The sequence below is a fragment of the Pseudomonas fuscovaginae SE-1 genome, from assembly GCF_000364705.1.
In the GTDB taxonomy this organism is placed as follows: domain Bacteria; phylum Pseudomonadota; class Gammaproteobacteria; order Pseudomonadales; family Pseudomonadaceae; genus Aquipseudomonas; species Aquipseudomonas fuscovaginae_A.
On sequence record NZ_AQOH01000296.1, the window covers coordinates 1 to 18,594 of the forward strand.

At 63.5% G+C, this 18,594-nt stretch carries 16 protein-coding genes; 7 read left to right on the forward strand and 9 right to left on the reverse strand.

Annotated elements, in window-relative coordinates; all coding sequences use genetic code 11:
* The 4 genes from K675_RS0123985 to K675_RS0124000 form a co-directional block, all read right to left on the reverse strand.
* Positions 1-1,014 (reverse strand): DUF4350 domain-containing protein (locus tag K675_RS0123985; RefSeq protein WP_017906014.1); only part of this gene is annotated, 1,014 nt, incomplete at its 3' end.
* Positions 1,011-2,543, reverse strand: coding sequence for a DUF4129 domain-containing protein (locus tag K675_RS0123990; protein ID WP_017906015.1), 1,533 nt, complete (start codon positions 2,541-2,543; stop codon positions 1,011-1,013). The genes K675_RS0123985 and K675_RS0123990, both read right to left, overlap by 4 nt.
* Positions 2,530-3,510 (reverse strand): stage II sporulation protein M, encoded by a 981-nt coding sequence (locus tag K675_RS0123995; RefSeq protein ID WP_017906016.1) that lies wholly within the window; start codon positions 3,508-3,510, stop codon positions 2,530-2,532. Before K675_RS0123995 ends, K675_RS0123990 begins: the two co-directional genes overlap by 14 nt.
* Entirely contained in the window at positions 3,507-4,232 is a 726-nt protein-coding gene (locus K675_RS0124000) for an RDD family protein (RefSeq protein ID WP_017906017.1), read from the reverse strand. Before K675_RS0124000 ends, K675_RS0123995 begins: the two co-directional genes overlap by 4 nt.
* 162 nt (positions 4,233-4,394) lie before the next feature.
* On the opposite strand from K675_RS0124000, the gene sbcB reads away from it, so the two are divergent.
* Complete coding sequence (gene sbcB, locus K675_RS0124005) at positions 4,395-5,834, forward strand: exodeoxyribonuclease I (protein WP_017906018.1); 1,440 nt, start codon at positions 4,395-4,397, stop codon at positions 5,832-5,834.
* Positions 5,835-5,921: 87 nt separating this feature from the next.
* Here the strand turns inward: sbcB and mvaT are convergent, their stop codons facing one another.
* On the reverse strand, positions 5,922-6,299 hold the full coding sequence (mvaT, locus tag K675_RS0124010; RefSeq protein WP_017906019.1) for a histone-like nucleoid-structuring protein MvaT: 378 nt from the start codon (positions 6,297-6,299) through the stop codon (positions 5,922-5,924).
* 331 nt (positions 6,300-6,630) lie between these two features.
* Between mvaT and purU the strand changes: the two genes are divergently transcribed.
* The 3 genes from purU to K675_RS0124025 all read left to right on the forward strand — a co-directional run bounded on the left by purU (position 6,631) and on the right by K675_RS0124025 (position 9,293).
* Positions 6,631-7,479, forward strand: coding sequence for a formyltetrahydrofolate deformylase (gene purU, locus K675_RS0124015; protein ID WP_026145495.1), 849 nt, complete (start codon positions 6,631-6,633; stop codon positions 7,477-7,479).
* Between the two features lie 42 nt (positions 7,480-7,521).
* Complete coding sequence (locus K675_RS33445) at positions 7,522-7,698, forward strand: hypothetical protein (protein ID WP_017906021.1); 177 nt, start codon at positions 7,522-7,524, stop codon at positions 7,696-7,698.
* 107 nt (positions 7,699-7,805) lie between these two features.
* Complete coding sequence (locus K675_RS0124025) at positions 7,806-9,293, forward strand: helicase HerA-like domain-containing protein (protein ID WP_017906022.1); 1,488 nt, start codon at positions 7,806-7,808, stop codon at positions 9,291-9,293.
* A gap of 4 nt (positions 9,294-9,297) precedes the next feature.
* Here K675_RS0124025 and K675_RS0124030 read toward each other — a convergent pair whose 3' ends face one another.
* The gene (locus K675_RS0124030) at positions 9,298-9,753 is read right to left on the reverse strand and encodes a DUF721 domain-containing protein (RefSeq protein ID WP_017906023.1); all 456 of its coding nucleotides are present in this window, start codon (positions 9,751-9,753) and stop codon (positions 9,298-9,300) included.
* Positions 9,754-10,061: 308 nt separating this feature from the next.
* Between K675_RS0124030 and secA the strand changes: the two genes are divergently transcribed.
* The 3 genes from secA to K675_RS0124045 all read left to right on the forward strand — a co-directional run bounded on the left by secA (position 10,062) and on the right by K675_RS0124045 (position 15,311).
* Entirely contained in the window at positions 10,062-12,803 is a 2,742-nt protein-coding gene (gene secA / locus K675_RS0124035) for a preprotein translocase subunit SecA (protein ID WP_026145496.1), read from the forward strand.
* Between the two features lie 120 nt (positions 12,804-12,923).
* Complete coding sequence (gene argJ, locus K675_RS0124040) at positions 12,924-14,141, forward strand: bifunctional glutamate N-acetyltransferase/amino-acid acetyltransferase ArgJ (protein ID WP_026145497.1); 1,218 nt, start codon at positions 12,924-12,926, stop codon at positions 14,139-14,141.
* A gap of 228 nt (positions 14,142-14,369) precedes the next feature.
* Complete coding sequence (locus K675_RS0124045) at positions 14,370-15,311, forward strand: Nudix family hydrolase (protein WP_017906026.1); 942 nt, start codon at positions 14,370-14,372, stop codon at positions 15,309-15,311.
* Between the two features lie 178 nt (positions 15,312-15,489).
* Here K675_RS0124045 and K675_RS0124050 read toward each other — a convergent pair whose 3' ends face one another.
* The 3 genes from K675_RS0124050 to K675_RS0124060 form a co-directional block, all read right to left on the reverse strand.
* On the reverse strand, positions 15,490-16,074 hold the full coding sequence (locus tag K675_RS0124050) for a cob(I)yrinic acid a,c-diamide adenosyltransferase (RefSeq protein WP_017906027.1): 585 nt from the start codon (positions 16,072-16,074) through the stop codon (positions 15,490-15,492).
* 2 nt (positions 16,075-16,076) lie between these two features.
* The gene (locus tag K675_RS0124055; RefSeq protein ID WP_017906028.1) at positions 16,077-18,113 is read right to left on the reverse strand and encodes a sensor histidine kinase; all 2,037 of its coding nucleotides are present in this window, start codon (positions 18,111-18,113) and stop codon (positions 16,077-16,079) included.
* 155 nt (positions 18,114-18,268) lie between these two features.
* Positions 18,269-18,594, reverse strand: a 326-nt coding sequence (locus K675_RS0124060; protein ID WP_017906029.1) for a ketopantoate reductase C-terminal domain-containing protein, incomplete at its 5' end; no start/stop codon positions are given.

The following is an 18,594-nucleotide window of genomic DNA, read 5'->3' on the forward strand; positions in this document are numbered from 1 at the left end:
GACAGCCAGCCGTTCGAAACCGGGGTGATGCCTGCGGGCGCGGCGCAGAATGTCCTGTTGCAGGGCCCGCAGCAACGCTTGCTGGCCACTGCGGCGCAACAGGAAGTCGGCGCTGGCCCGCAGGTGTTCCTGTAGTTGTCGGCGACCTTTCGGGGCCGGTGCCTGTAATGGGCCATGGCGCAGGCCGACATGCCACAGCCACATCGCAATCAGCGCGGCCAGGGCCGCGAGCGCCTGGGGGAAGTAGCGCAGCAGCAGGCTGAACAGACTGTCGTGGGCCGTGTTGAACAGCAGGGTGACGGCGCTATCCTGGGCCAGGTACCAGAGCAGCCAGGCGTTGTCGTAGCGGCCGATCGCGGTGTTGGTCCAGAGGTCGGCATCGGTCAGTACGGTGACCGAACCCAGGCCGTAGTTCATCTGCATCAGATGAGTGGAAGTGGCGCTGTTGGCCCAGGACTGCACCAGGTTCTTCGGATCGGACAGATGGAAGGCGGTATCGAAGCTGAAGTAGGCGGGGGCGTCTTCACCCTCAAGGTACATCCGGGTCAATTTCGGGTAGTACTTGTCTTCGGGCTCCGGGCCGTCGTCCTTGAGATCCCGGCTCAGGGACTGGCGCAGTTGCACTCGGTCCATCAACAGGTCGCCGCTGCGGCCCAGCTTCGGGTCCCACAGCGCTTGGGCGACGAACAGCAGCCGCCCGCCGGCGCGCGCCCAGTTGAGCAACTGGTCGGCCTGGCGTGGGGTCATGTTCGAGCGATCGCCCAGGAGCATCAGGGTGTGGTGGCGCGGGTCGAGGTCCGGCAGGATGCGCAGATCGTTGGCGTGGTTGACCTCGAGACCGCGTTCACGCAGAAAGCTTTCCGCGGCGAGATAGGGATAGGCGCGGGCCTCGGGCGAGGGGCCATGGTCGATGACCACCTCATGGGGTTCTGCCAGAGGGTAGAGGTACACGCCCAGGCCGAGCAGCAGGCTGCCGATCAGTCCGGCAACGAGTAACCACCAGCGGCGTTTCATGGGCGCACCTGGGGGCCGAACAGCTCGCGCCAGTCGTTGCACAATTGCTGTTGCAGGTGCGGCGGCGGCAGGCGGTGGCCATAGGCAAGATTCTGCCAGTGGCGGGTGAGTTGCTGGCTGAAGGCCTGGAGGGCCGGGTGCTGCAACTGTGCGATCCGCGCCAGGACCTGGCCCTCGGTGTCGGCGCTCTTCAACGGCAGTTGAAAATCGTGCAGCAGGCGGCTCAACAGCCCGCGATAGAGCAGGCTCATGGCCTCGCGTGGCTGGTTGGGCCAGAGGGCTTCGGCGTCGGCGGCGATATCCTCGGGCAGGCTGTCGACGCCCAGCTCGAGCCCGAACAGTTGTGCCGGGGCATCGACGCGGGGTTTGGCCGGCTTGCCCGGACGTCGGTTGACGAAGGTCTGCAGCCAGTCGCGGTAGTGCCAGAGCAGCCAGGCGACCGAGCCGAACAGCGTGCCCCAGAGCAATACCGACAGGCCATCGGCGAGTCGGCCGAAGGTATGGCTGTCGAGCAGGCCGAGGAGGCTCTGCAGCCAGCCGGGAGCCGCCTTGGGTTGTTGTTCTTCGGAAGGCTGCGCCAATCGCCAGCGGGTGATGGTTTCGCGGTTTTTGAAGGGGGGAGCGTCCAGCAGCGTGGTGATCGAGTTGTGGGCCTGCTGGCTGGTCAGCGGTTGTTGCAGCAGACGCGGACTGTTCGGTGCCGGTGGCTCGGCGGCCATGCCCGGAACCGGGCTGGCGATCAGCAGCAGGCCACCGATCATCAGGCTGGCAATGGCCGGAGCCAGTCGCTGGCGCAGTTGGCGGAAGATCAGTTCGATGTCCCAGGCCTCCAGCACGGTACGTCGGTTGAGGTAGAGGCTGAAGCCGCAGGCGACGTAGACCGGCTCCCAGGCAATCAGCGCCAGGGCGTAGAACAGATTGGTCAGGTGCTCCAGCCACCACCAGTCGAATTGGGCGGCGAGCACCACTTTCTGCCAGTCCCAATCGAGTTCGATCTGGCGCGGCAGCAATAGATAGAAGAGGGCCATGCAGCCGATCCACAGTACCGTTTCCAGATGCACGCCGATCAGCGTCAGCCAGTGGGCGCCGCGGCTCGCCTGGGGCAGCAGGACACGCAGGCGCTGCTGGCGGGCCTGGCCGCCGAGCCCTTCGAGCTGTTGCACCGGCAGCGTGAAGCTGCGGCTCAGGCTCAGGCGGCGCCAGGTGAGACTCGCCAGCAATTGCGGCTTGAGCAGCCGTGGCCAGGCCAGCAGTGCCTGTTTCAACGTCGGGGTGTCACCGAACAGCGCCTTGGACAGGATGTGCAGCGGCAGGCGTTCGAAGGCCGGTTTCAGCCACCAGAACAGCAGTATGGCCATCGATGGATGTTCCCAGAACAGCAGGCTGAGCAGGGCGAAGACCGGCAGGGTGACGATCGCCCAACTGACCATCAGCAGGCCACGGTGCTGGCGGGCCAGCAGGATGCCGAGGTCCATGGCTTCCCAGGTGCTGCGCGGGCGGATGGCGACGCTGGCGTCAGTCAGGCGCATGGCGGTTCCGTCCGGTGAAAAGCAGGTAGCTGCCTACCAGCAGCCACAGGCCGCCGCCCACCAGGTACTTGACCGTATTCGTCGGTCGGGTCATGGACGACCAGTAGGCTTCTATGAAGGCGGCAATCAGCAGGAACAGGATGACCCCGGCAATCATGCGGATACTGCTTTTCGCCGCCAGGCGCAGGGCTTCGCCACGGCGCAGGCGGCCTGGCGCCAGCAGCGACCAGCCCAGCTGCAGGCCGGCGGCGCCGGCCAGGGCGATGGCGGTCAGCTCGAAGGCGCCATGGCCGATGATGAAGGACCAGAAGGTCTGGCCGAAACCGATCTGGGTCAGGTGGCCGGCCACCGCGCCGATCGTCAGGCCGTTGAACAGGAGGAAGAACAGGCTGCCGAGGCCGAACAGCAGGCCTGCGGCGAAGGTCTGGAAGGCAATGCCGATGTTGTTCATGATGTAGTAGCCGAACATCGCCCAATCCTCGCTGGAGGCCCGTGCGGCGGTACGCCCCAGCCGGCTGGAGTCGGGGTCGTACATGCTCTGCATGTCGGCGACCTGCTGGGGGCTGACGATGCTGTAGACCAGGTCGGGGAACAGGTAGACCAGCACGCCGGTCAGCAACAGACTGCCGAAGAACAGCAGGCCGGCCGCGAGAACGAAGGGCCACTGCTGGCGTACCAGGCGGGGAAAATCGGCAAGGACGAAGCCCAGCAACTGGCTGCCCAGGCGGCTGCGATGCCGGTAGAGTTGCTGGTGCCCGCGCAGGGCCAGTTGTTGCAGCGGGTCGACCAGGTGACTGCTGTAGCCGCGTTCCTGGGCCAGGGCCAGTTGATGGCACAACCGCCGGTAGGCCGCGGGAAACTCCGTGCTCGCATCGGCCTTTGCCTTGCCGCGTTCCAACTGCTCGAGCAATTCGCCGAAGCGTTGCCACTCGGATTGATGGCGGCTTTCGAAAAGACCCTGTTTCATGTCGGCCCCAGCAGGCCGCGGGCAATGCCGTTGAGCTCGCTCACCGCCAGTGACGGGGGTACCCGCAGTGTTGGAGCCAGCAGGGCGGCCAGTTCCTCGACTCGCTCGGCGGACAGTTCGCCCTGGCGTTCGGCAAAGCTCAGCAGGGCCCGCTGTTCGTTCAGGCGTAGGGCGAACGCTGCGGTGCGGGGCGTGGCGTCAGGCAGGCTGGGGCGTTTCAGCGCCTGTTCGCGGTAGATCACCAGAGTGCCGCCGGCCAGGTCGCCGAGACGCTTGAAGGTCGGGTGCTGCAGGCAACTGAGCGCGCCCAGGCAGTAGCCGAACGGCAGCATGTCGACGAAGCGCAGCAGGTTGCGGGTCAGCGAGGCGGACCAGCCGATCGGCGTACCGTCGTCGTGCACCACTCGCAGCCCCATCAGTTGTTTGCCGGGCGAACGCCCCTGGTTGAGCACTTCGAACAGCACCATGTACCACCAACTGATCAGGAACAGCAGGATCGAGCCGAGACCGGCGCCCAGCTTGTCCAGCAGCGCCAGGAGCGCCAGCAGTACCCCGAGGATCACGCCGCGTACGCCCAGGTCGATGGCGAAGGCGACCGCCCGCACCGGCAGGCCGGCCGGGCGCAGGGGCAGGTCGATACCCTCCGGGGTTTCGACCTGATGACGGGTGTCCAGTGGCGTTGGCAGCGGTGCATTCCTTGTCAGGCGTGGAATCTGGCACATGATCGATATGTGGGCCGATCCTAGCCAGCGCTGGCGGGCTGCGCAACTGAACTCTTGCTGGGCGGCCCTGCAATCGATGGTATGGATAAGTTGTGCCCTGCGTCTGGCCCATCGGGCGGTCGAGCGCCTAGACTGCTGCCGTCTTCTGTTCAGGAATCTGCCGTGACCTCAATCTTCTGGTACGACTACGAAACCACCGGGATCAATCCGCGTAACGATCGCGCCTTGCAGGTGGCGGGCATCCGTACCGATGCCGAGCTCAACGAGATCGATGAGCCGGTCAACCTCTATTGCCGGCCCAGCGAGGACATCCTGCCCCATCCGGCTGCCTGCCTGATTACCGGCATCACCCCGGGCCTGCTGGCCAGCCAGGGCCTGGACGAGGCCGACTTCATGACACGGGTGCACGCCCAGTTGGCTCGGCCGGGAACATGCGGCGCCGGCTATAACACCTTGCGTTTCGACGATGAGGTGACCCGCTACAGCCTGTATCGGAACTTCTTCGATCCCTATGCCCGCGAATGGCAGGGAGGTAACAGCCGCTGGGACCTGATCGACGTGGTGCGTGCCGCCTATGCGCTGCGCCCGGAGGGAATCGTCTGGCCGCGGGAGGATGGGCGGGTGACCCTCCGGCTGGAACGGCTGACCGCGGCCAATGGCATCGACCATGGTCATGCCCACGAGGCTCTGTCCGATGTGCGGGCGACCATCGCGCTGGCGCGGCTGATCCGGGAAAGGCAGCCGCGGCTGTATGACTGGCTGTTCCAGTTGCGCAGCAAGCAGCGTGTGCTCGACCAGATCCGCCTGTTGCAGCCCCTGGTGCACATCTCCGGACGTTTTTCCGCCGCCCGCGGCTACCTGGGGGTGGTTCTGCCGCTGGCCTGGCATCCACGCAACCGCAATGCATTGATTGTCTGCGACCTGCATGAGGATCCGCAGCCGCTGCTGGACCTCGATGCCGAAGCACTGCGTCGGCATCTGTACACCCGCCGCGAGGACATAGCCGAGGGGCAACTACCGGTGCCGCTCAAGTTGATTCACGTCAACCGCTGTCCGGTAGTGGCGCCGATGAGTGTTTTACGCAAGCCGGACCAGCAGCGCCTGCAACTGGATATGGCGCTTTACGAATCCCGGTGCCTGCGACTGAATGACGCACGGGAAGTTTGGCAGGATAAAGTCGGGGCGATTTACGCGGCCGAGGATTTCACGCCCAGCGAGGACCCTGAGCAGCAGTTATACGACGGTTTTCTTGGTGACCGGGATCGTCGTTTATGTGAACAAGTTCGCAATTGCGGACCCGAGCAACTGGCTCGCGAGCAGTGGCCTTTCGATGATGAGCGCTTGCCTGAATTATTCTTCCGTTATCGTGCACGGAACTTTCCCGGGAGCTTGAGTGAGGAAGAACAACAGCGCTGGCAGCGATTTTGCCGAGAGCGCCTGAGTGACGCCAGCCTGGGCGCGCCGAATACCCTGGAGCAATTTCAGCGGGCACTCGCCAGCAGTCTTTGCAATGCCACGCCGGAACAGGCAAAAGTGCTCGACGAATGGCAGCAGCATGCACGGTATTTGTGCACTCGTTTTAACATTTCCCTTCCTGAGTAGGCCGGCGGGGTAAACGAGTCAATAAAAAAACGCCAGCAAGCTGGCGTTTTCCTGGCGGAGCGCAGAGCTCTACTACGGGTATTTCGCTTAGCCCAGCAGAGTGGCCCAGCTTTCAACCACGTCACCACCCCACTTGGCTTTCCACTCTTTCAGAGTCTTGTGGTTGCCACCTTTGGTTTCGATGACTTCGCCGTTGTGCGGGTTCTTGTACTGCTTGACCTTGCGCGCACGCTTGGTGCCAGTAGTTTTGACCGCAGCGCCACGTGGCGCTTTTTCCTTGGCGTGTGGGTCGAGGATCAGTTGGCAGTCGCGCAGCGACTTGCCGTACTTGGCCAGCAGGGCGCGCAGTTGCTCTTCGAATTCCATTTCCTTTTTCAGGGCGCCGTCTTTTTCCATCGCGGCCATCTGCGCTTGCAGTTCTTTGATAGCTTCTTCCGTGGCGCGATATTTGTTGATCAGGGACATGAGCACTACCTTATGTGATTCGTGTTTGACAGGGACAGTGCCATAATAGTAGTCAGACAATTTGCTCAAGTAAACAATTAAGATAATGTTTGTTGCATTTCATACTTTAAACTTTGCCGATGTGTGTCAGTTAGATGTTGTGTCCGGGGCCCCTGAAAATAGTCTGGCGGACGGGGCGCGGAACTATCGCAATTGCCGCGAGGCGCGTTGCTGAACGCCTGCGACGAGGCCCGGGAAATGCCCGGCGGGCCTGTTCTTGCAAGGAATACTGCAGTTTTGCCGCGCAATCGCTAGAATGGCGGCCTTTGCGAAGTTCTGGAGTTTCCCCCTCATGCGCACTTTCCGGCTGGTGATCGCTTGCCCCGACCGCGTTGGCATCGTTGCCAAAGTCAGTAATTTCCTGGCGTCCTATAACGGCTGGATCACCGAGGCGAGCCATCATTCCGATAATCAGAGCGGCTGGTTCTTCATGCGTCACGAGATTCGTGCCGACAGCCTGCCGTTCGGCCTGGAGGCGTTCCGCGAGGCGTTTGCGCCGATCGCCGAAGAGTTTTCCATGACCTGGCGCATCACCGACACCGAGCAGAAGAAGCGCGTTGTGTTGATGGCCAGTCGCGAGTCCCACTGCCTGGCCGACCTGCTGCACCGCTGGCACAGTGACGAACTGGATTGTCATATCGCCTGTGTGATCTCCAATCACGACGACCTGCGCAGCATGGTCGAATGGCATGGCATTCCCTACTACCACGTGCCGGTGAATCCGCAGGACAAGGCGCCGGCGTTCGCCGAGGTCTCGCGCCTGGTCAAGCATCACGAAGCCGATGTGGTGGTGCTGGCGCGCTACATGCAGATCCTGCCGCCACAACTGTGCCAGGAGTATGCCCATCAGGTGATCAACATCCACCACAGCTTCCTGCCGTCGTTCGTCGGCGCCAAGCCTTACCACCAGGCTTCGATGCGTGGGGTGAAGCTGATCGGCGCGACCTGTCACTACGTGACCGAAGAGCTGGATGCCGGTCCGATCATCGAGCAGGACGTGGTCCGTGTCAGCCACAGCGATAGCATCGAGGACATGGTGCGGTTCGGTCGCGATGTCGAGAAGATGGTGCTGGCCCGTGGCCTGCGTTACCACTTGGAAGACCGCGTGCTGGTGCACGGCAACAAGACCGTGGTGTTCTGACAGCCATTGTGACAGCCCGCTGGCGGGCCTGGAGGTTTGGTGATGGGCGATCCACTCGACAAGGCAACCTCCAAGGCGCCGCCCACCCTGGGCGAGGGTTGCCTCAGCCGTTATGACCCCGAAGCCATGAGCAGCGAGGACGGTACCGAGTTTCCCGGTGCCGCCGAGCTCTGGCGGCGACTGCGGGAAACGCCCGAGGCTGACAAGCCCCAGCCCTGAGCGCAAGCGCGGGGCTGGCGTTCCTGCCTCCGATATCTCTTCTATTATTGACCTCAAGGTGATGAGCCACGGCTTCTCCGTGCGTGGGATCAACCGGAGGGCATGATATGAGCGATGCTTCACAACTTGTGTTCGGTGCCGGCCAGGACGGTCTGGCCGTCGGCCAGGCCCTGCGCCTGGCCAATCGTCACGGCCTGATCGCCGGGGCGACCGGGACCGGCAAGACCGTCACCTTGCAGCGCCTTGCGGAGACGTTCAGCGATGCCGGCGTGGCGGTGTTCGCCGCGGATATCAAGGGTGATCTCTGTGGTCTCGGCGCTGCGGGCAATCCCCAGGGCAAGATTGCCGAACGGATCGCCGGCATGCCCTGGCTCGACTACAAGGCTGGTGGCTATCCACTCACCTTGTGGGATGTCCACGGGCAATCCGGTCATCCGTTGCGTACAACCCTGAGTGAAATGGGACCGCTGCTGATCGGCGCCTTGCTGGAACTGACGGACAGCCAGCAGTCGGCCCTGTATGCCGCCTTCAAGGTGGCCGATCGCGAAGGCTTGCTGTTGCTGGACTTGAAGGACCTCAAGGCCCTGCTCAATCACCTCAAGGAGCATCCGCAACTGTTGGGTGAGGACGCGGCCCTGATGACCACCGGCTCCAGCCAGGCATTGCTGAGGCGCCTGGCCAGCCTGGAGCAGCAGGGCGCCGAGGCATTGTTCGGTGAGCCGGCCCTGCAACTGGAAGATATCCTGCAGCCGGCCGGCGACGGTCGCGGGCGGATTCATCTGCTCGATGCCAGCCGCCTGGTGCATGAGGCGCCCAAGGTCTATGCGACTTTCCTGTTGTGGCTGTTGGCGGAATTGTTCGAGCAATTGCCCGAGCGTGGCGATGCCGACAAGCCGCTGCTGGCCCTGTTTTTCGACGAGGCGCACCTGCTGTTCGCCGGTACCCCGAAAGCCCTGCAGGACCGCCTGGGGCAGGTGGTCCGGCTGATTCGCTCGAAGGGCGTCGGGGTATTCTTCGTCACCCAGTCGCCGGGTGATCTGCCCGACAGCATCCTGGCGCAACTGGGTTTGCGTATCCAGCATGGCTTGCGTGCCTTCACCGCGCGGGAACAGAAAGCGTTGCGAGCCGTCGCCGAGGGCTTTCGTCCCAATCCGGCGTTCGATGCCTTGTCGGTACTGACGGAACTGGGGATCGGCGAAGCGTTGGTGGGAACCTTGCAGGACAAGGGTACGCCGGCCATGGTCCAGCGCGTATCGATCGCGCCGCCACAATCACGGATAGGCCCGTTGAGCGGGGCCGAGCGAGCGGCGCTGATCGCCGGCTCGCCGCTGCTTGGCCGTTATGACAAGCCCATCGATCGTGAGTCGGCCTATGAAATCCTGCTGGCTCGCCAGGCGCCGGTGGCCGCATCCGGGGCCTCGGTCGACAAGCCTGCAACGCAAGATCCGAGCCTGGCGGACAAGGCGGGCGAGTTTCTCGGCTCGGTGGCCGGGCAGGCACTCAAGTCCGCCGTGCGCCAGGCCGCCAATCAGTTGGGGCGGCAACTGGTGCGCGGCCTGATGGGCTCGCTGCTTGGCGGCGGCAAGCGGCGCTGAGGGTTCAGGCCTTGGGGCGGGCGTGGCTGGCCAGGCGTTCGAGGGCGGCGCGCAGTTTCGGGTCGCTGATGCCTTCGGCCGTCTCCTGGATGGTTTGCGCCGCATTGGCGGAAAGGTCCAGGGTATGGCCTGCGGCATTCTGCTGCACGGTCGGTGGTTGCACCTTGAACAGGATGCGGACCAGTCCGCTGAACACGTCGAAGGCCTGCAACTGCCGCTGCAGGCGCTTCTGCTGGTAGCGCAGGCGGGTCGCCCAGTGCCCGTCGGTGACGATCAGCAGCAGGGTGCCTTCGCGCCACGACGCCACATGACAGTGCTCGCGGGCAGCCGGCTGCAACTGGGTTTCCAACAGTCGCTGCAGGTGCGCCAGACGCTGCGCATGGCCGAAAATCGCCTTCAGCGGCTTGGCTTCGCGAAGCAGGACGGCGGGCGCCCGGGCCGGAAGAGGGCGAAATGCCATGATTTGGACACCTTAGGTAACAGAGCCGCCATGGTAGCAGAAACCACCTGCGCAGCCGGTCCCCATTGATGCGGGCCGGCTTTGCCCCTAAAGTCTGCACCCAAGTTCCGGGCTTGATGGCTTGAAGTTCGGGAAAAAGACCCTATTTTAGAGTGGCCCCGTAAAAGCGCTGTGCCAGTATCGTGGAATAACGCCACTTTTCTCACCACCGTTTCCGGGTAGAATACTCGTTCGCATGCGGCCATGAGGGCTGCTCGGGCGACTCTTGGGGCCGCCCTCCATCCCTATGTGTGGAAGAACCTGCCGATATGTTTGCGCCTTTGTTAAAGAAACTTTTTGGAAGCAAGAACGAGCGTGAAGTCAAGCGCATGCTCAAGACGGTACAGATCGTCAATGCCTTCGAAGAGCAAATGGTGGCCCTTTCGGACGAGCAGTTGCGCGCCAAGACCGGTGAGTTCAAGGCCCGCATAGCCAAAGGTGAAACCCTCGACCAGATCCTGCCGGAGGCCTTCGCCGTGGCCCGTGAGGCTGGCAAGCGTGTCATGGGCATGCGCCACTTCGACGTGCAGTTGATTGGCGGCATGACCTTGCACGAAGGCAAGATCGCGGAAATGCGTACCGGTGAGGGTAAAACCCTGGTAGCCACCCTGGGCGTTTACCTCAATGCGCTGTCCGGCAAGGGCGTGCACGTGGTGACGGTCAACGATTACCTGGCTCGCCGCGACGCCAACTGGATGCGTCCACTGTATGAGTTCCTCGGCCTGACCGTGGGTGTGGTCACCCCGTTCCAGCCGCCGGAAGAGAAGCGTGCCGCCTACGCCGCCGACATCACCTACGGCACCAACAACGAATTCGGTTTCGATTACCTGCGCGACAACATGGCGTTCAGCATGGAGGAGAAGTTCCAGCGCGAGCTGAACTTCGCCGTGATCGACGAAGTCGACTCCATCCTGATCGACGAAGCCCGTACCCCGCTGATCATCTCCGGCCAGGCCGAAGACAGCTCGCGGTTGTACACCGAGATCAACAAGCTGATCCCGCGCCTGACCCAGCACGTCGAGGAAGTCGAGGGCGTGGTGACCAAAGAGGGTCACTTCACCATCGACGAGAAGACCCGCCAGGTCGAGCTGAACGAGGCCGGTCACCAGTACATCGAGGAAATGCTCACCCAGGTCGGCCTGCTGGCCGAGGGCGAGAGCCTTTACTCGGCGCACAACCTGGGCCTGTTGACCCACGTCTATGCCGGCCTGCGTGCGCACAAGCTGTTCCACCGCAACGTCGAGTACATCGTGCAGGATGGCCAGGTAGTCCTGGTCGACGAGCACACCGGCCGTACCATGCCGGGCCGTCGCCTGTCCGAGGGCCTGCACCAGGCCATCGAGGCCAAGGAAAACCTCAACATCCAGGCCGAAAGCCAGACCCTGGCCTCGACCACCTTCCAGAACTACTTCCGTCTGTACACCAAGCTGTCCGGCATGACCGGTACCGCCGATACCGAGGCGTTCGAGTTCCAGCAGATCTACGGCCTGTCCGTGGTGGTCATCCCGCCGAACAAGCCGCTGGCGCGCAAGGACTACAACGACCTGGTGTTCCTCACCGCCGACGAGAAGTACGCGGCGATCATTGCCGACATCGAGGAGTCCCTCAAGCAGGGCCGCCCGGTGCTGGTGGGGACCGCGACCATCGAGACCTCCGAGCACATGTCCAATCTGCTCAAGCAGAAGGGCATCGAGCACAAGGTCCTGAACGCCAAGTTCCACGAGAAGGAAGCGGAAATCATTGCCCAGGCCGGTCGTCCGGGCGCTCTGACCATCGCCACCAACATGGCCGGTCGGGGGACCGACATCCTGCTGGGCGGCAACTGGGAAGTCGAAGTCGCCGCCCTGGAAAACCCGACGCCGGAGCAGATCGCGCAGATCAAGGCCGATTGGCAGAAGCGCCACCAGCAGGTGCTCGAGGCGGGTGGCCTGCAGGTGATCGCTTCCGAGCGTCACGAGTCGCGGCGCATCGACAACCAGTTGCGCGGTCGTGCCGGCCGCCAGGGCGACGCCGGTTCCAGCCGCTTCTACCTGTCGCTGGAGGACAGCCTGATGCGTATCTTCGCCTCCGATCGGGTGAAGAACTTCATGAAGGCTCTGGGCATGCAGCCAGGCGAGGCGATCGAGCACCGCATGGTGACCAACGCCATCGAGAAGGCCCAGCGCAAGGTCGAAGGTCGCAACTTCGATATCCGCAAGCAACTGCTCGAGTTCGACGACGTCAACAACGAACAGCGTAAAGTGATCTATCACATGCGTAATACGTTGCTGGCGGCGGACAATATCGGCGAAACCATCGCCGACTTCCGCCAGGACGTGCTCAACGCCACCGTCAGCGCCCATATTCCTCCACAGTCGCTGCCCGAGCAGTGGGATGTGGCGGGCCTCGAATCGGCCATCGAGAGCGATTTCGGTGTGAAGCTGCCGATCCAGCAGTGGCTCGACGAAGACGATCACCTGTATGAGGAAACCCTGCGCGAGAAGCTGCTCAACGAGCTGCTGGCGGCGTACAACGAGAAGGAGGATCAGGCTGGCGCCGAAGCCCTGCGCACGTTCGAGAAACAGATCGTACTGCGTGTGCTGGACGACCTGTGGAAAGACCACCTGTCGACCATGGACCACCTGCGTCACGGTATCCACCTGCGTGGTTATGCGCAGAAGAACCCGAAGCAGGAGTACAAGCGCGAGTCGTTCACCCTGTTCTCCGAACTGCTGGACTCGATCAAGCGCGACTCGATCCGCGTGCTCTCCCACGTTCAGGTGCGCCGCGAAGATCCGGCCGAAGAGGAAGCCCGCCTGCGTCGCGAAGCCGAGGCACTGGCCCAGCGCATGCAGTTCCAGCACGCCGAGGCGCCTGGCCTGGAAGCGTCGGAAGCCGAGCAGCAGGGTGAAGAAGTCGATGTTGCCCTGGCCGCCGCACCGGTACGCAACGAACAGAAGCTGGGCCGCAACGAACTGTGCTACTGCGGTTCGGGCAAGAAGTACAAACACTGTCACGGTCAGATCAACTAACGCTTCTGCCGGACACTGAAACACCCGCGCCGCGACCGGCATCAGCCGTCGCGGCGTTTTTCCATTTGAAACACTGTCCGTTGTGGCGACAGTGGCTATCACCCTGAGAGGAGCGCATTCATGGCTGTTGGTCTTGGTCCTTTGCCAACGTTGCACCCGGTTGCCGGTTTTGAACTCGGTATCGCTTCGGCCGGAATCAAGCGCCCCGGGCGTAAGGATGTGGTGGTGATGCGATGTGCCGAGGGCTCCACGGTGGCCGGCGTGTTCACCTTGAACGCTTTCTGCGCGGCGCCGGTGATCCTGGCCAAGCAGCGTGTGCAGGGCCCGGTCCGTTACCTGCTGACCAACACCGGCAATGCCAACGCCGGTACCGGCGAACCAGGCCTGGCCGCTGCCGCGCGCACCTGCGCCAAGCTGGCCGAGTTGGCGGGCGTCGATGCCAATGCCGTGTTGCCATACTCCACTGGCGTGATCGGCGAGCCACTGCCGGTCGAGAAGATCGAGGGTGCCTTGCAGGCGGCCCTGGACGACCTCTCCGTGGACAACTGGGCCGCTGCCGCTACCGGCATCATGACCACCGACACCCTGCCCAAGGGCGCCAGCCGCCAGTTCCAGCATGATGGCGTGACCGTCACCGTGACCGGCATCAGCAAGGGCGCCGGGATGATTCGGCCGAACATGGCGACCATGCTCGGCTACATCGCCACCGACGCCAAGGTTTCCCGAGAAGTGCTGCAGAACCTGATGCTCGACGGTGCCAACAAGTCGTTCAACCGCATCACCATCGATGGCGACACCTCGACCAACGACTGCTGCATGCTGATCGCCACCGGCCAGGCCGACCTGCCGGAAATCACCGAAGCCAGCGGCCCGCTATTCGCCGCGCTGAAACAGGCGGTGTTCGAAGTCTGCATGGAAGTGGCCCAGGCCATCGTGCGTGACGGTGAAGGCGCGACCAAGTTCGTCACCGTCGAAGTCAATGGCGGCGGCACTCATCAGGAATGCCTGGATGTGGGCTACACTGTGGCCCACTCGCCGCTGATCAAGACCGCGCTGTTCGCCTCCGACCCGAACTGGGGGCGTATCCTGGCCGCGGTCGGCCGCGCCGGTGTGCCGAACCTGGACGTGAGCAGGATCGACGTGTTCCTGGGCGAGGTGTGCATCGCCAGCCGTGGTGCCCGTGCCGCAACCTACACCGAGGAGCAGGGGGCGGCGGTGATGTCTCGCGAAGAGATCACCATCCGTATCGAACTGGGGCGCGGCGATTGCAGCGAAACCATCTGGACCACCGATCTGTCTCACGAATACGTGAAGATCAACGCGGAATACCGTACGTAAGTAGCCCGCGGCGAGGTTTGTGGAGGGTGGGCAAACGGCCGATACCGATCGTTCCCACGCTCGGCGTGGGAATACCTCTCTGGGCGCCCGCTCTTGTGACGCAGAGCGTCACGGGCTGCGTTCCCACGCGGAGCCTGGGAACGATCATCAAGTACCGTATGCAAGTGCCCCGCGCGGGGTCCAGGTTCGGCGCCCCCGGTAAACGGCAGATTGATAGGAGTTTTCAGCGTGAAACGCGTACAGGTGGCAGCGGCCGTTATCCGAGGCAGCGATGGGCGGATTCTGATCGCTCGACGTGCCGATTCCCAGCACCAGGGCGGCTTGTGGGAATTCCCCGGCGGCAAGGTCGAGGAGGGCGAAGCGGTCCGGGTGGCCCTGGCCCGTGAGCTGCAGGAAGAGCTGGGGATCGTGGTCAGCGAAGCTCGTCCATTGATCAAGGTGCAGCACGATTACCCGGACAAGCAGGTGTTGCTGGATGTCTGGGAAGTTTCGGCCTTCACCGGCGAACCGCATGGTGCCGAGGGTCAGCCCCTGGCCTGGGTGACCGCTCGGGAGCTGTCGAACTACGAGTTTCCGGCAGCCAACCAGCCGATCGTCGCGGCCGCGCGCTTGCCGGGTGAATACCTGATCACCCCGGATGGGCTGGAGACCCCGCAATTGCTGCAGGGTATCCAGAAGGCGATTGCCAGTGGCATCAGGCTGGTCCAACTGCGTGCACCGAATGGGTTCGATCCCAAGTATCGCGACCTGGCGGTCGATGCGGTTGGGTTGTGTGCCGGCAAGGCGCAGTTGATGCTCAAGGGCCCATTCGAATGGCTGGGGGACTTCCCCTCGGCTGGCTGGCACATCACGTCGGCGCAATTGCGCAAGTACGCCGCCGCCGGGCGGCCGCTGCCCAAGGAGCGCTGGCTGGCTGCGTCCTGCCATGACGCCGAGGAGCTGGCATTGGCCGAGCAGATGGGGGTGGATTTCGTCACCTTGTCGCCGGTGCGGCCAACCCAGACCCACCCGGATGCAAAGCCGCTTGGCTGGGAGCAGGCCGGGCAGTTGATTACCGGTTTCAACAGGCCGGTGTATCTGCTGGGCGGGGTTGGACCTGCTGATGTTTCGCGAGCCTGGGGCACCGGGGCGCAGGGTGTAGCGGGTATTCGGGCGTTCTGGCCGCAATGACTGGTCGATTGCCTCGGGCTGCAGGCACTTCTGGTGGCGAGCGGGCTTGCCTGCGTTCGGCTGCGAAGCAGCCGTAAAGCCAGCGACTCGGGTCCGGCCGGCAGACGGGGGGCTGTTTTTGGGGGCTTCGCCCTCAGCGCGGGCAAGCCCGCTCGCACAGGTTCGGCTTATTTCACCTTCAGTGGGAAACCGGCTTTTTGGCCGCTTCCCACAGGATCTCGGCAATCTTCTCGCGCCGGGCAATCAGCCTGGCCGTTACGAAAAACAGATCCGATAGCCGATTGATGTAGGCCAGTCCGACGCCACCCAACGGTTCCAGGGCATTGAGCTGCTGGCAACGGCGTTCGGCACTGCGCGCCAGGCTGCGGCAGACGTGGGCCTGGGCTATCAGCACCGAGCCGCCCGGCAGGATGAAATTCTCCAGGGGGCCGAGTTCTTCGTTCCAGCGGTCGATAGCGGCTTCCAGCCGTTCGATTTCGCTCTTGTCCAGCGCCTGGTACTCCGGCATTGCCAATTCGCCGCCGAGGTCGAACAACCGATGCTGGCAAGGCGCGAGCACCTCGATCACTTCTTCCAGTTCCGGGTGGATCACCACCAGTTCGGCCAACCCCGCCAGGAGCAGCCCGAGCTGGCTGTTGAGGCTGTCGACCTCGCCGATGGCTTCGATCCGTGGATGGTCCTTGGGCACGCGACGACCGTCGCCCAGCCCGGTTTCGCCGGTGTCACCGGTCCTTGTGTAAATCTTCGACAGGCGAAAACCCATGGTTACAGCTCCGTTTTATTGAGTTCGGGGAGAAGGGCCTGGTTGCTCGCCAGCGGCAGGCGCAGGGTGAAGCAGGTGCCCTGGCCGGGAGTCGATTGCACTTCCATCTGGCCCTTGTGGTTGTTGGTGATGATGAAATAGGAAACCGACAGCCCAAGGCCCGTGCCCTGGCCGATTTCCTTGGTGGTGAAGAACGGTTCGAAGGTGCGCTTGCGGATGCTTTCGGGCATGCCGATGCCATTGTCCTCGACCTGGATTTCCGCCCATGGCGGATTCAGCCGGGTACGCAGGGTGATGCGCCCGGGTTCGCGGTCGTCGTCGCGCTGGTGGATGGCCTGGGCGGCGTTCTTCAGCAGGTTCAGCAACACTTGCTCCAACTCGTTGGCGGTACCGGGAACCGGCCCGAGCAGCGGATCGAACTGACGGATGATGGCCTGGCCCTTGAAGTCGAAGCCGATGGTCAGGTCGAAGTCGTTGCCGGCGATCTCCACCGCCTGGTCGATCAGCGCCGGCAGGTCGCAAGGCGCCATTTCCCGCTTGCTGCGCCGGCTGAAACTGAGCATGTGAGTGACGATCTTCGCTGCCCGCGCGCCGGCTTGCTGGATGCCGTCGAGCAATTGTGGCACCTCGCGACTGGTGAGGTACTGGTTGACGGTGCCCAGGTCGATGCCCGCCTGCTCGGCGTATTCGAGGTTCTTCGGCAGCTCCGAGGATAGTCGTCGGCGGATGTTCTGCACGTTGTGCAGGATCGCGCCCAGCGGGTTGTTGATCTCGTGGGCCATGCCGGCGGCCAGGCCGCCGACCGAGAGCATTTTCTCCGATTGCACCATCATCTCTTCCAGGGACAGGCGCTGGGTGATGTCGTCGATGCGGATCACCACGCCGCGGCCGGCACCGCCCATCAGCGGATAGAAGGTCAGGGCATAGTGGCGGGCTTCGTCGTCCTTGATCCAGGTGACGCGCTCGATCTTCGCCACGGTGTGCTGCTCGACGGTGTCCTTGAGCTGCGGCAGGAACGGCTTTAGCGGTTCGAAGGCGAGGAAGATCGGCTGGTTCAGCGCCTCGTCCAGGCGGGTCCCGGACAGGGCGCTGGCTTCCTGGTTCCATTGGGTGACGTACAACTGCTCGTCCAGGGCGATCAGCGCCGAGGGCATGGAGTCGATGATGCTGTTGAGGTAGTTCTGAAAGCCCGTGAGTTTCTTTTCGATCTTGCTGCGTACCTGGACTTCGAGTTCGAGCTTGCGGTTGGTATGGCGGGTTTCCTCGGCCAGCCCCTGGGCCTGGTCGTAGGCCGCCTGGGATTCGTCGCGGGCGCGCTTGAGCTGCTGCTCGCGGGCTTCGATGCGCGAAAGCATGGTGTTGAAGGCCTCGGCCAGGCTGCCGATTTCGTCGTGGTTGCCCCGTGAGGCGCGCAGCGAATAGTTTTCCTCGCGGGTAACCTGGCGCGACAGCTCCTCGAGTTCGTGGATCGGTTGGGTGATCAGCCGCTTGATCTGCCGGGCGATGATCAGCCACAGCAGCACGCTGAAGATCAGGATGCCCAGGCTGGCGGTGAAGGTGCCGGTGTAGAAGGCCACCGGCAGTTCGCTGCTGGCCACCAGCAGCAGATGCCCGGGCGCCTGCCCGGGGCGGGGCATGTCGATGACCTGGTTGCTGCGAAACTCGGTCAGGCGCCAGGCCTCGACGTGCCGATAGCGTTCCGGCAATTTCAGGCGGTCGCTGTGTTGCAGTTGGGCCAGCCGCTCGCCCTTGCCGTCATAGATGGCCGCGGCCCGCAACGGCGAATAGCTGTTGAGCTCCTTGAGCAGGGCTTGGGCATTGTCCGGGGATTCCAGGGCCTGGCTGGCGAGGCCCGGGTTCGATACCAGCCGGCCGATGGTCTGCAGTGCCTGGGGCGCCATGCTTTCCTGGGAAATCCAGTAGGCGGCGCTGATGAAGGTCAGGTTGGCGACCAGCAATACGGTGATCAGCAGCACCAGCAGCGCGGCGAGGAGTTTCTGACCGACCGGAAGGTTTTCTAGGCGCTGGCGCAGGGGCATCGCGGGTCCTGTCTGGCAAGGTAAGAGAAGCGGCGGGCCTCGATCGGCAGCCGACCGTGACTGAGTGTATCAAACCGTCGATTTTTGCCGCGGGCTTTTGCAAAAGCGCGGACTGAACACTTCGCAAGGGCGATGTGGGGCAGGGCCGCCGCCGATCAGTCGCTTGGCAAGCCGTGGCTCACCAAGTGGCTGGTCAGCCGCTCTTGCAGTCGTTCCAGGTGGGGCAGGCTCAGGTGGTGGCGTGCCGCGGCGGCGCAGGCATAGCCCAGCAGGTAGCTGATTTCGGTGCGCCGGCCGTTGGCGACATCCTGGTACATGGAAGAATAGTTCGCGGCGGTGGCCTGTATCACTCGCTGTACTTCAGTGTGCAGATCCTCGGCGGCGGCGGGCTGGCCGCGGCATTGCAGCAGCTCCGTCAGTTCTGCGCAGAGGGTGGCCACCTCGCAGTGATGCTCCAGCAGGCCGCCGTTGCGGCAGGCGT

What these genes read in the sequence shown, in the direction of transcription:
- K675_RS0123990 (WP_017906015.1), bottom strand. Translation starts at nt 2,543, where the DNA reads ATGCGCCTGACTGACGCCAGCGTCGCCATCCGCCCGCGCAGCACCTGG.
- K675_RS0123995 (WP_017906016.1), bottom strand. Translation starts at nt 3,510, where the DNA reads ATGAAACAGGGTCTTTTCGAAAGCCGCCATCAATCCGAGTGGCAACGC.
- K675_RS0124000 (WP_017906017.1), bottom strand. Translation starts at nt 4,232, where the DNA reads ATGTGCCAGATTCCACGCCTGACAAGGAATGCACCGCTGCCAACGCCA.
- mvaT (WP_017906019.1), bottom strand. Translation starts at nt 6,299, where the DNA reads ATGTCCCTGATCAACAAATATCGCGCCACGGAAGAAGCTATCAAAGAA.
- purU (WP_026145495.1), top strand. Translation starts at nt 6,631, where the DNA reads ATGCGCACTTTCCGGCTGGTGATCGCTTGCCCCGACCGCGTTGGCATC.
- K675_RS33445 (WP_017906021.1), top strand. Translation starts at nt 7,522, where the DNA reads ATGGGCGATCCACTCGACAAGGCAACCTCCAAGGCGCCGCCCACCCTG.
- K675_RS0124025 (WP_017906022.1), top strand. Translation starts at nt 7,806, where the DNA reads ATGAGCGATGCTTCACAACTTGTGTTCGGTGCCGGCCAGGACGGTCTG.
- K675_RS0124030 (WP_017906023.1), bottom strand. Translation starts at nt 9,753, where the DNA reads ATGGCATTTCGCCCTCTTCCGGCCCGGGCGCCCGCCGTCCTGCTTCGC.
- secA (WP_026145496.1), top strand. Translation starts at nt 10,062, where the DNA reads ATGTTTGCGCCTTTGTTAAAGAAACTTTTTGGAAGCAAGAACGAGCGT.
- argJ (WP_026145497.1), top strand. Translation starts at nt 12,924, where the DNA reads ATGGCTGTTGGTCTTGGTCCTTTGCCAACGTTGCACCCGGTTGCCGGT.
- K675_RS0124050 (WP_017906027.1), bottom strand. Translation starts at nt 16,074, where the DNA reads ATGGGTTTTCGCCTGTCGAAGATTTACACAAGGACCGGTGACACCGGC.
- K675_RS0124055 (WP_017906028.1), bottom strand. Translation starts at nt 18,113, where the DNA reads ATGCCCCTGCGCCAGCGCCTAGAAAACCTTCCGGTCGGTCAGAAACTC.